Origin of the sequence: Gillisia sp. Hel_I_29 (genome assembly GCF_000744275.1) — a bacterium.
Lineage (GTDB): Bacteria > Bacteroidota > Bacteroidia > Flavobacteriales > Flavobacteriaceae > Gillisia.
Window position 1 is genome coordinate 2,440,761 of the sequence record NZ_JQLP01000005.1, and the last position, 14,585, is coordinate 2,455,345.

At 31.8% G+C, this 14,585-nt stretch carries 9 protein-coding genes and 2 tRNA genes; 8 read left to right on the forward strand and 3 right to left on the reverse strand.

Annotated elements, in window-relative coordinates:
- The first annotated feature begins 91 nt into the window (after positions 1 to 91).
- The 3 genes from trxA to P163_RS16305 all read left to right on the forward strand — a co-directional run bounded on the left by trxA (position 92) and on the right by P163_RS16305 (position 1,637).
- Positions 92 to 409 carry a thioredoxin gene (trxA, locus tag P163_RS16295; protein ID WP_034893699.1) on the forward strand — a complete coding sequence of 106 codons (318 nt, stop codon included), beginning with the start codon at positions 92 to 94 and terminating at the stop codon, positions 407 to 409.
- A 131-nt stretch (positions 410 to 540) separates the two neighbouring features.
- On the forward strand, positions 541 to 1,479 hold the full coding sequence (locus P163_RS16300) for a DUF58 domain-containing protein (protein ID WP_034893701.1): 939 nt from the start codon (positions 541 to 543) through the stop codon (positions 1,477 to 1,479).
- Between the two features lie 84 nt (positions 1,480 to 1,563).
- Positions 1,564 to 1,637 (forward strand) — tRNA-Asp (locus tag P163_RS16305).
- A gap of 212 nt (positions 1,638 to 1,849) precedes the next feature.
- On the opposite strand, the gene P163_RS16310 is transcribed toward P163_RS16305, so the two are convergent.
- Entirely contained in the window at positions 1,850 to 2,923 is a 1,074-nt protein-coding gene (locus P163_RS16310) for an endonuclease/exonuclease/phosphatase family protein (RefSeq protein WP_231556216.1), read from the reverse strand.
- Positions 2,924 to 3,414: 491 nt separating this feature from the next.
- Here P163_RS16310 and P163_RS16315 point away from each other — a divergent pair.
- Both P163_RS16315 and P163_RS16320 read left to right on the forward strand, forming a co-directional pair.
- Positions 3,415 to 3,488, forward strand: a tRNA-Asp gene (locus P163_RS16315).
- 288 nt (positions 3,489 to 3,776) lie between these two features.
- A complete protein-coding gene (locus tag P163_RS16320) occupies positions 3,777 to 4,976 on the forward strand; it encodes a site-specific integrase (RefSeq protein ID WP_034893703.1) in 1,200 nt (399 codons plus the stop codon).
- Between the two features lie 714 nt (positions 4,977 to 5,690).
- Here P163_RS16320 and P163_RS16325 read toward each other — a convergent pair.
- Positions 5,691 to 8,276 (reverse strand): hypothetical protein, encoded by a 2,586-nt coding sequence (locus tag P163_RS16325; RefSeq protein ID WP_034893705.1) that lies wholly within the window; start codon positions 8,274 to 8,276, stop codon positions 5,691 to 5,693.
- A gap of 95 nt (positions 8,277 to 8,371) precedes the next feature.
- On the reverse strand, positions 8,372 to 9,340 hold the full coding sequence (locus tag P163_RS16330; protein ID WP_034893708.1) for a hypothetical protein: 969 nt from the start codon (positions 9,338 to 9,340) through the stop codon (positions 8,372 to 8,374).
- 1,016 nt (positions 9,341 to 10,356) lie between these two features.
- On the opposite strand from P163_RS16330, the gene P163_RS16335 reads away from it, so the two are divergent.
- The 3 genes from P163_RS16335 to P163_RS16345 are packed head-to-tail and all read left to right on the forward strand — an operon-like array spanning position 10,357 to position 14,583.
- Positions 10,357 to 12,096 carry a class I SAM-dependent DNA methyltransferase gene (locus P163_RS16335; protein ID WP_034893711.1) on the forward strand — a complete coding sequence of 580 codons (1,740 nt, stop codon included), beginning with the start codon at positions 10,357 to 10,359 and terminating at the stop codon, positions 12,094 to 12,096.
- Positions 12,096 to 13,274: a PD-(D/E)XK nuclease family protein gene (locus tag P163_RS16340; protein ID WP_034893714.1), complete on the forward strand. Its 1,179-nt coding sequence runs from the start codon at positions 12,096 to 12,098 to the stop codon at positions 13,272 to 13,274. Before P163_RS16335 ends, P163_RS16340 begins: the two co-directional genes overlap by 1 nt.
- Positions 13,267 to 14,583 (forward strand): restriction endonuclease subunit S, encoded by a 1,317-nt coding sequence (locus P163_RS16345; RefSeq protein WP_034893717.1) that lies wholly within the window; start codon positions 13,267 to 13,269, stop codon positions 14,581 to 14,583. The genes P163_RS16340 and P163_RS16345 overlap by 8 nt, the downstream gene beginning before the upstream one ends.
- Positions 14,584 to 14,585: the final 2 nt, after the last annotated feature.

The window sequence follows — 14,585 nt, forward strand, 5'->3', positions numbered from 1 at the left end:
AATGCGAGCATAATTAAATCTAATATGACACGTGTAAGTTTTGGCAAAATATTTGACTATTTTTACATATTAATCGGAAAAAATAAAAATTATGGCTTTAGAAATAACAGATGCTAATTTTGAAGAAATGGTGCTTAAAAGCGAGCAACCAGTAATGGTTGATTTTTGGGCTGCATGGTGTGGACCTTGTAGAATGGTAGGACCAATTATTGATGATATTAGTAAAGATTACGACGGAAAAGCAGTTGTAGGGAAATTGGATGTAGATGCCAACCAGGAATTTGCTGCAAAATACGGAGTAAGAAATATACCAACCGTATTGATATTTCAAAATGGGGAAGTAGTAGGGCGTCAAGTAGGTGTTGCTCCTAAGAACACTTACGCAGAAGCATTAGACGCTTTATTGTAGTGTATAAAGAGATCTTCTAAAGGAAGATAGATATATTTTGAAAAGACCTGGCAATTATGTCAGGTCTTTTTCATTTATAAATATTCTTTACCTTTCAATATCATTCTTAATTAAGAAGTCCATCATTTTCCATGAAAAAAGGTTTAGAGCAAAACGTAAATGAATTAAATGACGCATTCAATTTAGAACTTCTGGCAAAGCAAATTGTAGAAGGTTTTGTATCTGGAATGCATAAAAGCCCGTTTCATGGTTTTTCTGCAGAGTTTGCCGAGCATAAATTGTACAATAATGGGGAAAGTACAAAACATATAGACTGGAAGTTGTATGCTAAAACAGATAAATTATACACCAAAAGATTTGAAGAAGAGACCAACTTAAGATGTCATTTAGTTATAGACAACTCTTCTTCCATGCATTATCCAAAAGTCAATGGTTTTAAAAGAGATAATCTTAATAAGATCAACTTCTCTATATTGGCTGCTGCGGCTTTGATGCAGATTTTAAAGCGACAGAGAGATGCGGTTGGTTTGAGTATATATAGTGATACTTTTGAATTCTACGCCCCAGAAAAAGGAGGGGAGCGACATAGGCATATGCTTTTAAATAAGTTGGAAGGTGTTGTAAATACTCCAATTAAAAATAGGCAAACCAAAAGCTACACGTATTTACATCAAATAGCAGAGAAATTAAAGAGGCGGTCTTTGGTTTTTATATTTACAGATATGTTTCAAGAAGATAAAAACGCAGCAGAATTATTTGAAGCGTTAAAACATCTTACTTATAATAAACACGAAATTGTTCTATTTCATGTAATAGATAAGCAGCATGAATTGGATTTTAATTTTGATGATGCACCAAAAAGGTTTGTAGATGTAGAAAGTGGAGATCATATAGATCTATATTCGCAAAATTTTAAAGATTCCTATCATGAAATAACTAAGAATTACTTCAAATTTTTACAATTGCAATGTGCAAAATACAAGATTAAGTACGTATTGGTGGATGTGAAAGAAAATTTTGAAAAAATTTTAACTACCTATCTAGTTGAGCGACAAAAATTTAAGGGGTAGAGGAAAGGTTGCTGTAAAATTAAATCAAAAAAATATTTGTGGAATCTAAAAACTGCTGTATATTTGCCCTCGCAATCAAGCAACGGTCTGGTAGTTCAGTTGGTTAGAATACCTGCCTGTCACGCAGGGGGTCGCGAGTTCGAGTCTCGTCCAGACCGCAAGTTTGCAACAAAAGAAGCTTCAAGAAATTGAAGCTTTTTTTAGCAAGTATAATGAAGTTGTGTTGTTTATCTCATGAGAAGTCAAATTCTATGAGGTATGTGGTTAAAATGCTTGATTTATCAAGTATTTACCAATGAGAAGCTTTTTTCCATTAGGTTGGGAAAGGGCTTTTTTCTTTTTAGATCGATTCTATTAGGGTGAATAAAATTTACTCAATAACAAATTTGGCGTATAAAGGGAAATGATCTGAGCCAATTTTTGATAGTGTATTAAAGTCTTGAACAGTTATATCTTCAGTTACAAAAAAGTGATCTAGAGGCCAACGCATTATCAAAGACTCTGCATTAAAAGTATTGTAGAGTCCTCTTCCAATTCTCACATCTTTTAGATTGCCATCTTTGCCAAATAATCTAGAGGTATTAGACCACGCAACATCGTTAAAATCTCCAGCAATAATTGTAGGTAATGTGTATTTAGACGCTATATCTCCAACTCTTAGTAATTCTACTTCTTTTTGTTGATCCTTTCCTTGTTCTCCAATATTTTCTGGATACTTATCACTAGGAAAAGGGGCTACCGGATGCACTCCAACAAATTTGAATTCTTTTCCGGAAGCCAGAGTCACCTTCGTAAAGAATGATGGCACTTTGCTATGGTTTAAAAATTTGATCTGATGATTTGATATTGGTAGTTTAGAATACAATGCCATTCCATAGGCGTTGTCTAAAGGATATTCTATAGTATAGGGGTGTGTCTTTTTTAAATAAGAAAAATTATCAACCCACCAAGAATCCACCTCCATTAGAAGAATAATATCTGGTTCTTTGGTGGTAATTATCTCTTTTAGTGTTTGAGTCTTCCTATTTTTTATTAGAACATTCGCAATTAGAATATCAACACTGTTTTTATTTGTTACTTCGGAAGCTTTTACGGTCTTAACTACGGTATCTTTTAGAAGATAAGGAGAAATAATTTCAAATTGAATAAATATAGATGCTAAAAGTCCTGAAACTAATGCTATGCTGGAGAATTTCCATTCTTTAGTTATCAGGAGAAAGGAAAGAAATAGAAAAATGCCAACTGTTAAAAGCTGAAGGCGTGGAAAATCTAGAATTTTTAAATACCATCTGGGTATATCATAAACTAATGATGCAAGGCTAAACATGATAACTAGGCAACTTAATATGATTAATACGACCCTTGCAAACTTTCTGATATTCTTAGATTTCATTTTTGAGCTTTTCTGAATTACTTTAAAACTTAAGTTTTCTGCTGCAGCCATTTAGTAAGATGATGATGCAACTATTCCACATCAGGATATTAATAAAGACTGATTACGATGAACATATAATAACAGAATTTAAAGAACCTACTTATGGATGCAGCTTCTAAAATACGATTTTTAAAATTCGAACCTTTTTTGATGTGGTATTGTTTTGGATAATTGATGTGAAACAATCGATAAGCAATTAGATATTATAAATCGTAATTACAGAAAAGATGTATTTAGTATTAGCGATGATATAAAACATTTAACTAGCGCACAAATAAAACTTTGTGAGATCAATTATTAATACTCCCAATTTCATGATTATTTATCCTTTTAATAGCTCATATATAGTATATAATAAGATAATAAAGAAGTAAGTATTAATAATTCGCATTAGTCATAGAAAGGTCTTCTCAGCGCTTAGAAAATATTATGAAAAAAAGTGGCTTACTGCTTTCTCAGTTGGAGTAACTACTGTATATTTGCCCCCGCAACAAAGCAACGGTCTGGTAGTTCAGTTGGTTAGAATACCTGCCTGTCACGCAGGGGGTCGCGAGTTCGAGTCTCGTCCAGACCGCAAGATTGCAAAAAAGAAGCTTCAAGAAATTGGAGCTTTTTTTAGCAAGTATAACGAAGTTGTGTTGTGTGTCTCAAGAAGTTGAGACAACGTGGTTAAGATGCTGTTTTTACAGCATTTACCAATGAGAAGCTTTTTTCCATACTATTGGAAAATGGCTTTTTTATTTTATAGCTTTTCTGTTAAAATTTATTCCAAAGACTTTTTCTTCAATTTTTGGTGTCCCATACGGTGTCCCATTTTTCACCCTGGTGTCCCATTTTTCAATCTAATTAAATACTGAAAAAAATGAAGATTCTATTCTTAATCCAACGTTCAAAAATCAATAAGAAGGGGCTTGTACCAATCATGTGTAGGCTTACATATAACAGACAAAGAAAAGAGTTCTCAACAAGGTTAATGGTTAGGCCAGAAGATTGGAATGGTCACGAAAAGAGGTTAAGAAATTTACTAGAAAACGATGTCTTAAATTTTGAATTGGAGATAATGAATCAAAAGCTGCGAAAAGCATATATGTTACTTGAGGTGAAAGATGTTCCTTTTGGTCTAGAAGACATAGTAAGATTGTATAAAGGAGAGTCAGCAAAAGCAGATATAGGTGTTATTCAAGCTTATTCTGAACATAATAATTATTATAAAAATTTAATAGGAAAAGATATTAAGCTGATTTCCTGGCAAAAATTTGAGAACACTAAGGGACATTTGAAAGATTTTATATTTAAAAAATATTGTCAGAAAGATTATAAGCTTAATAAGCTAAAATTCCAGTTCATAAATGACTTCGAATATTACTTGAAAACTGAAAAGGAAATGCAACAGAGTACTATCAATAAAGCTCTACAGCGATTTAAAAAGATGATAAATTTTTCTGTTGCGCATGAATATTTAGACAGAAACCCATTCATGCTACACAAAACAAAATCAGTAAATAAAAAAATACTTTTTCTAACTGAGCAAGAACTGGAAAACCTTCAAACCAAGAAATTAACTCATAAGAGATTGGAAGAAGTGAAAGATTGCTTCATCTTCTGTTGTTATACGGGATTAGCTTTTACGGAAATGAGTAATCTCAGAATTCACAATATTATATTGGATAAAGAAAATAAGAACTGGATTAGAATGACAAGGCAGAAAACTGGCAGAAACATCTCTATTCCATTACTACCAATGGCCCAAGAAATTTTAGATAAATATAAGGGTAAGTTAAATAATGACAGAGTATTACCCACAAAAACCAATGCCCATTTCAATGCGTATTTAAAGGAAATTGCGGGCTTATGTGACATTAAAGTTAATTTAACACATCACATAGCCAGAAAGACATTTGCAACAACCGTTCTGCTTTTAAATGATGTACCTATGGAAATTGTTAGCAAATTATTGGGACATTCTAGAATTGGTATAACCCAAGCTCACTATGGTCAGATTTTAGAAGAGAAAGTTGGAATGGTAATAGAAAGGCTTTCTAATACGTTGAAGAAGAATTAAAAAGATTTGTATTAGAGCCTTCCCTTTTCTTTTTCCCTTAGCTACCATATATAAATTTTAAATTTTCCAATATAGATGTGGGTGTTTGTAATAAATCAAAATCTGACAGCTTCTTGAGCGTTACATCCTCAGTATAGTTCCAATAGTAAGTTTTTAAATCTGTAGTTAATATAAAATAAGGTGTTTTAGGATGAACTTTAATTTTATAATGATTTTTTAAAAATTGTATGTTAAGAATTAGGCTGGGGTCAATAATATATGTTTTGTTATCTATTAAAGCCTCACACCAAGTATGATAATACCCAACATTTCTTGGATTACTTGGATTCTTGCTGCTATATAGAATTTTGTTTTCATTTTTATCTAATAAAACTAGATGTCCTGTTGCAGAACATGAGTCAATATTTTTGGCTTTTAGTTTTTCAACTTATATATACGCAATGAGATGGTAAGTTCCATGGGGTGGTACTCCATTTAAGATTTCTAAATTTTCAATGAGATTTACGTATAACGTTTTAATTTCTTCAAGATTCATTTGTCCTATTATTATTATTGAGTATTAAACCACTCGGATTTAAATTATATGTGGCTAATGTGCTACAAAATTATTTTTTATATTTAACACAAACCCCTGGTTGTTAGCGTGTTGTAGGTAGCCCCAGGGTGTTACTGTTTTGTTGTCTATTATAGAAACCATCAATCAGGTATATACCTCTATCCAAATAATAATGAAACATTTAAATTATCATTACATACATTTCCCATATAGGGTTTATTAGAATTGAAATAACTAATATTGAACTTATACCCATTTACCTGTAGAGGGATTGGCTCAATGATATCCCAAGGGGAGAGTATAAGGCCATCGTGTAACCGAATTCCTTTGTAATCAAAATGTTGGTTGTACGTTTCCAGTGCTAAATTTTCCTGTTCAGTCATTTTCATATAAAAAGAACCCTTATCTACCTGTGCTGTAATTGCTGCTAATCTTATAGCAGAATCTACATCATAACCACAGATTTCGGTATAGAATTTAATTGCATCAGTTCTGGTTAGGTAATGCGAATTCAAAAATTTATTATATTGTTGTTTCGCCTTGTCCCTGTCAATATCCTGACTAAGCATGATATTATCATAAACTTGAGAATACATATCAATTTTCAGTATTTTATCTACGAACTGTGCATTAGCACTTATTAAATCAACTAGTATATAGTCAAAAGGAAATACCTTTCTATAAATTTTATTCAATTTCGTCATTGGATTATATTCTCTACCTTTTTCATTTTCAATTTTTATTTTAGGATTAATCCAATAATGAACACTATCACTTATTTTCTTTTTTATACTAGATTCATTATAGCCTAAATACTTATATTTATCCTTGTCATTTTTAGAGTAAGCTAAACCAATTATCTTCTCTATACTTCTTTCTTCCTCTACTTGTATGTTATTGAATTGTGATTTTATTATTTTTTTGACAGCTCTATAGGCCAGGGTGTGTCTTTGCTTTTTATTATCCTCAAATGGTTCTAGATTACTCCAATCCCCCGCAGTCTTACGAATAAAGAAGAGTCTATTTAGGCCCTCAGGAAATTCGTCTTTTAAAACCTTAAATACAGAATAGAATAAGTACCAGTGGGTTAGAAGATTTGTGTCGACATTATTCTTATCCGCAGCTTTTAAGATTTTTATTTGCTTTAGGCATTGTGGGCTTCTTCGAAAATGCTCAACAAGATATTTATGAGGATAATTGCGTTGTAGGTATTTATCAAAATATTCATAAAAAGCTTTTGGTTTGAGTTTAGGGTTATCAAGCTTTTCAAACAAATCTTTATCATCAATTACTTTTATGATTAAAGCAGTGAGTCTTTCCATGGCTCTATTAGAGTTATGTGAACCTTGATTGTTAAAACGGAGATTAGCAACAACCTTTTCATATTTAGTTTGCATTTCTTCACTATCACCTTCTGATACATTTAAAATCCTCTGTATAAAATTGACTCCTTTTTTTTCTTCAATTTCAATATCTGGAGATTGATATGGAATTAAATCAATTTCGTACTTGTTAAATCTTTCAGTTAAAGAGTCGGTCATATGTAACTCTAACCAATAAATCTTATTTAACATATCACTTGCAAGTCGTCCTCTATTACAATACAACTCTGGAGTAATAGATTCATTTTCATTAACCTGCCATGGGAATTTATATTTCGAGGCTTTTTGAGTATAGTAGTTAACATCAATGTGGTACTCCTTTTGCACATCTATTTGAGATGATTTTTGGGGTAAGAAATTGTTTTTAAGTCGGGTGTTAACATATAAGGCGTTAATTATATTGCCCCTACAGCGGAATAAGGCTTGAACAGCTAAATTAACACCAATTCTGGTAGCTTGATTTTTAGCTTCACTTAGTATAACTACGGATATATCTTCTTCAATATCATACCCAATAAAATATTTTCCTGAGAAAACTATTAAATTGGAATCCTTAAACAAATTCCCATCAGAGATATCCCCCATAGTTATATCATAGTATTCCAGCTTTAAGGTGAGATTTTCCCCAGCCATACTTTTTTGAAGTGTTGTAATATCCTTTTTATGAACATTTAAATTATTTGTGAAACAGGCTACTTTATGGCCCAATTCTATTTCATTATGAATAAATCGAAAAGCATCCTTATACTCGTTGCTAACACAAACATTAATCTTTGTGTTAATCTCTCTGCCAACAGTATATATAGGAATGTTTTTATCTGAAGGAATGTCCAAATACTCATAATTAGGTGTTGCCGTGGTTAGAGTAAAATTCGATACCCATTTATTGAAGACAAGCTCTAAGAATCTTCCACAATCAGGTCTCAATTGGGATTGAAGTACAACTGTATCATACTCATCCACAATAATAGGTATTTGTATTAATCGTTCAAATAACTCTTCATTATTATCGAACAAGCCACATATGCTATCTGGTGTACAGTTAATTATTATGTTCTGTTGCTCAATTGGCGTCTTTTTTAGATAGTCCAAAACATCCTTCCAGTTACTTTTTAGTTTATTGCATTTGAAGAATTGTTTGGTACTGCTATATTCTCCAACTTTCATTGCTTTTTTTTCAATCATAGGAGTTAAAGGACTAATGATAATAATATTTCCACTAGTGTAATTTAATAAGGCTGTAGTTACACCTATTCCTGGAGAGGTCTTAGTGATAAATTTGTTTTCACTAAAATCGAATAGCTTATATAACGCTTTGCCGTTTATGTATTTTCCCTCAAAAGAGATATGATTTTCTTTCATTTAATTGATTTTTAAAAATATGAGTTCTGTCCAAATCGTAATTGAATTAGATAGAATTTGCTTTGAGCAAGAATTAATTTATATGCTAGATAAGATTATAGTGCTTGAAAATCTGGTATGGTGATTTTCTTTCCTATGACTACGTAAACTGTGTCTGATTTAATAGTATGAGGACCTAGACATTTTCTTTCTTCTAAAATGAATTTATTTAGAATTCTACTACCAGTAGGTAATCCTATAAGTTTTTTTAAGGTAACGTTAATGCTAGGTGGATGGAAGTTTTTTTGAATCTGAGACAGGTTTGAGTAATAATTAGACTCTAAGTCATTGCAATAGAGATTTAAAGACATTTTCTTTTTAATATAGAAATCCATGTTAACAGTTAAGGCATAATTACCTGCTGTCGGATTTTCATTATACTGAATGTCTTTAATAAATAGTTTATTTGTACCGTAAAAGGCTCCAAGAATTTCCTGCGGGTTTTTGGTTAATAGCACATCTAAATTTGTAGGATTTTTAAGACGTTCTAATAACTTTTTCTCTATAATATTATGAAGCCCATTTTGTTTTTTATGGACATAGAACACTGTTTTTTCCTTTCTTTCATTAGTAAATGCAATCATCTCATTTTTATTAATGACTAGAGTATGAACTGTTTTTTCTAGTTTTCTGGTGCAATGATTCCTTTCGTACTCATAGGCAAAAAATTCAGCAACCTTTTTGTCTAAAGACCATGCAACACCAAAGTTTCCACTGTTTCTTTCCTTTTCGGTCATCCCTCTATAAATTGTGATTTTATCAGGGAGGTTATTCACTAAATCTAACTCTTCTTGTTCCATTATAAATTCAGGCTCAGCATTTATTTTTGAAAAAGCTTTAATAATTTCTTTTCTCCATATGTAATTGTTATCTGAGGCATCAAAAGCATTGATACAAGCATAGCCGTAAAGGTTATTACTTAACGATTTTTGAATATCTAAGAATGCTTCAAATCTATTATAGGAATTAACTCCTTTTCTGTAAATTAGGTTATCGACATCGTCTTTTGTTTCAATAATTTTCATTTTTTTTAATTTTTTAAATTAGGGAGCATTGCTCCAATTAGTAATTTTTACTCCACATTAATATCTCTGGCCAGAGTATAGGCAGTCATAAGAGGTTTCTCCTCTTATTTAATTTTTGTCCGCTTGTTAATTTGGATTAGGACTGCAAAGATAGATAATAAACTCTATCCTCCAAATATTAATTATATTATTCTTAAAAAAAACTATAAATCATTCTAATTAGTTTAATAAAATAGCATTTTTTATAAATAAAATTAATTAATTTGATAATCATTCTAATTAATTTGATAATTATTAATTAAGCAATCGATACTAAAAAATAAACTAACGGTTATGCTTATGTAATTGTGTTAAGTCAAGGTATTACGAGCTTTTTATATATCTATTCAGTAATAAGATTTGATTAGTTTTATATGGCTTTACATAAATGGTTTATATTTTATTTAATTATTATTTGTGTGTTTTTAAGTGATTAATAGATACTTTTTGACCTGTTTATGACAGTATAGTAGAGGGTGGTTTAAATTAGAAAATATAGGTATGATTTAACAATTTTCTTCTTTAGGGCCATAGTACATGGGGTTATAGAGTGTAATTTTTATTCTGTAATCTTTAGATAACATGGGGTGGTGTTTAAACAATGCTTGATGCTTTTAGTTTATTTTTTCAAAAGAATTGATGGAAATTCGTAATCACCGTTTTTTCAACATATGACCTACGGGGGGGAGGTCCTCCAAGGTATCCCCTCTCTCTCCTGGGGGGTATGGAGGGGGTGTTTATAAGATATACGATATAGTGCTTAAAAAATTTTTTCAGATTTTGGAGCTGATTTTATTTCTGACTTAATATAATATACATTGAAATAGAATTTAGAAATTTTATTTATTATTTTAGACCTCATTCCTGACTATCCCTACTTTGTCATTTATTTACGGAAAGCCTTTCTGAAACATGTTCAGAGTTTTCTATCTTTAACAAAATTTATATTATAAACCTCAATAACTACAGCCCTTTTAATGACTAACATTAAAGAATCTGCAAATTTTATATGGTCCATTGCCGACCTTCTCCGAGGAGATTTTAAACAAAGTGATTATGGTAAAATAATTCTACCCTTTACCGTATTAAGAAGACTGGATTGTGTTCTTGAAAACACAAAAGCTGATGTTCTAAAAAAATTAGAACAAGCCAGGAATATGAATATCCAAAATCTTGACCCAATACTAAATAAGGAGGCAGGATATAATTTTCATAATGCAAGTAAATTTGATTTTGACAAGCTTATAGCAGACCCAAGCAACATTGCATCAAACCTTCGCAATTATATCAACGGATTTTCTCAGGAGGCTCGAGAAATAATTGAAGAGTTCAATTTTGATGTCCAAATTACCTTATTAGATGATAACAATCTTCTATTTATGGTGTTAAAACGGTTTCAAGAAGTGGACCTTCACCCTGAAAAAGTTTCCAGTATGGAAATGGGATATATGTTCGAGGAGCTTATTAGAAAGTTTGCCGAAATCTCTAATGATACAGCTGGGGAACACTTTACCCCTAGAGAAGTAATTAAACTAATGGTAAACTTGTTGTTTATGAACGATAGGGATATTCTGACTAAAAAAGGAGTTGTAAAAACTGTTTTCGATTGTTGTGCAGGGACAGGGGGAATGCTATCTGTTGCTGAAGAATATTTGAATGAGCTCAATCCTGATGCAAGTTTGCAAGTGTTTGGTCAGGAATTGAACCCTGAATCTTATGCAATTTGTAAATCAGATATGCTTATTAAAGGTCAAAAGCCATCCAATATTGAAAAAGGTAATAGCTTAAAAAATAAGGATACCCCTAAACAGAAAGGTGACCAATTTAGAAATCAAAAATTTGATTACTTAATTACCAATCCGCCATTTGGAGTTAAATGGGGTAAAGTTGCAAAAGAAGTTCAGGAAGAACATGATGATTTAGGTCATGGTGGTCGTTTTGGTCCTGGCTTACCATCCAAGAGTGATGGCTCATTCCTGTTCCTAATGAACCTAATTTCAAAAATGAAACCAGAGGGTTCTAGATTGGCCATTGTATTTAATGGTTCTCCATTATTTAGTGGTTCCCCAAGTTCTAATAAGAACGAAAGTTCGATTCGTCAATGGATTATAGAAAACGACCTGTTAGAGGCTGTTATCGCCTTACCAGACCAGCTTTTCTATAACACTGGGATAAGTACATATATTTGGTTGTTGAGCAACCACAAGGCCCCTGAAAGGAAGGGTAAAGTACAGCTTATAAATGCTGTAGATTTCTATGAGAAAATGCCTAAGAGCTTAGGTAATAAACGCAAAGAGATAAGTGATAGACAAATAGAAGACCTTACTAAAATCTATGGGAATCATAAGTCTGGAGAGTTTAGTAAAGTATTTGATAATGAAGATTTTGGTTATTCTAAAGTCACTGTCGAAAGACCTTTAATGAAAAATGGAAAAGCAGTAAAGGATAGTAAGGGTAAGTTGAAGGCAGATTCTAGTTTAAGGGATACAGAAAACATTCCCTTGAAGGAAAATATTCAGGAATATATGAAGCGAGAAGTTCTCCCACATGTTCCAGATGCCTGGATAGATGAAAGTAAAACAAAGACTGGATATGAGATTAACTTTACTAAGTATTTCTATAAGTTTAAACCATTGAGGTCGCTAGAAGAAATACGAGCCGATATCTTGGCTCTAGAAGATGAGACGGAACACATGATTGGAAAAGTTATTAGATAATGGGGTTAGAAGGAATAATTGAAAATATAGCTCTAAGGTTACCAGAGCTACCTAGACCTCCTCGAAAAAATCTATTTCAAATCTTGGGGGTACAGAGTAAAGAGACTCTAAATTCCAGAATCCTTGCCTATTACTTTAATCCTAAGGAGGACCATGGTCTAGGATTACTTTTTTTTAATTCCCTTCAAGAATTGATTGCTGAGAAGTGCAATATTGAAATAGAGAACTATTCTGGTGAATTTTTTGTTTTTACCGAAGACTCTACTTCTAGAATTAAGGAACAGGAATTGAAATATAAGTCGATTGATATTTCAATTGATGGAAAGGATTGGTCAATAATTATAGAGAATAAATTAAATCATCACTTAGATAATCCACTGGATGTTTATTGGGACCATAAAAAGGAAGATTTCAAAAAATTAGTTGGGATTATACTATCATTACGGCCAATTCCTGAAAAGAAATGTACATCCAAGAAAGGTAGAAGCTATATAAATATCACTCACCAAGAACTAGTTCGGCAGGTTCAGTCTAATTTGAATATGGAAGGTGGCTTGAGTCATACCAGCTTAATATATTTATATGAATATTTTAAAAATATTCAAACACATTACGAAACCAAAATTGCAGAAAAGCCAATGAATGAAATAGTAAAGGCACTTAATAATCAAGGGAAAGAAGTACTGCAGATTCAAAACAAAGTGGATAGGGCTGTAGAATATATTGACAATCAGGTTTTAACAATTTTTGAAAATAATGGTTACGAAAGAAAGAGTTCAGGTCTAATCCACCCTCAATCTAATCATCAAATAAGATTTTGGGTAAACGGAGGCCGTGAAATTATATTGAATAATGAAATAAGATTTGTAATTGAATCTTTCAGTCAGACTGATTTGGTCATCCGAAATAATGAGAAGGAATTTTTTGATTTCTTACAAAAGAAGAGCAAAAGCAATCCCTTTTTCACCTATGGGAACACCAATGGGAGCAGGACCAGAACTCATTTAGTTAAATATTCAAATGAAAATTTTCTAGGTGAGAATGATATATTCAGCGAGAAATTCGAAGAATTGTTAAACGAATATTTCTTTGAGAAAGGCGGTATCGTGGATGTAATTGAAGAATATCTTTCTAATAAGCTTGGTGAAATTAATAAGGAAGCTGAAATCAATGAATAAATACACATCATATAAAGATTCTGGCGTAGAATGGATAGGTGTAATCCCAAAACATTGGAAAGTTTCAAAACTAAATTATATCTTCAAATTCAATACAGGCTTTACACCATCAACCTCCAATAATGAGTTTTATTCTAATGGATTACACGATTGGATAAATATCTCTGATTTAGGCTCCAAGTATATTAATGAATCGAAGACTAAATTGACGGATTTAGCAGTTGCTGGTAAGGAAATTGTGCCAAAGGGCTCATTGATGTATAGCTTTAAATTAAGTGTTGGGAAAATGGGTTTTACTTCAAAAGATGTTTATACCAATGAGGCTATTTTTTCTGTACTTCCTCATCCTTCTCTTAATTTGAACTATTATTATTATTTGCTCGGAACTATACTTAAATTCAATTCAAATGAAAATATTTATGGGGCAAAAATCTTGAATCAACAATTAATCAAGAATAGTAAATTGACGATTCCCCCCTCGGATGAACAAATAGCAATAGCAAATTATTTAGACAAAAAAACCACAGAAATAGACACCCTAATTTCTAAAAAAGAACTGCTCATTGAACTTCTTGAAGAAGAAAAAACTGCTGTCGTTAACCAGGCAGTTACTAAAGGTATAGACCAAAATGTGCCGATGAAAGACTCTGGAGTAGAATGGTTGGGAGAGATTCCTGAACATTGGAAAATTAAGAAATTGAAATTTCTAGGTAAAGTTCAAAATGGCGTAAGTGAAGGGGGAGAATATTTTGGTTCAGGTTATCCTTTTGTAACATATGGAGATGTATACTATAATGCAACACTGCCAAATATACCTTCGGGATTAGCCAAATCTGATGATGAAGCCAAAATAAAATATTCCGTCAAAGAGGGTGATGTTTTTTTTACAAGAACATCAGAAACAATTGAAGAGATAGGAATAGCTTCAACTTGTCTTAATACGATTGAGGGAGCGATATTTGCTGGTTTTCTTATTCAATTTCGACCAGAAAACAACTTAATTAATAAACACTTTTCAAAATTCTATTTTAGAAGCTTTATTCCTAAAACATTTTTCGTGAAGGAAATGAATCTGGTTACTAGAGCTTCCCTCAGCCAAGGTTTGCTTAAAAGGCTGCCTGTATTGCTTCCCCCTTATAAGGAACAAAAAAAGATAGGTAAGTTTCTTGATATTGAACTGACCCGAAGAAATATGACAATTTCCAAAATGGGTAAAGAAATTGAATTCCTTAAAGAATATAAAACAGCATTAATCAGTGAAGTTGTGACGGGAAAAGTAGATGTAAGAAAAGAGATATTGGTAAATTAATT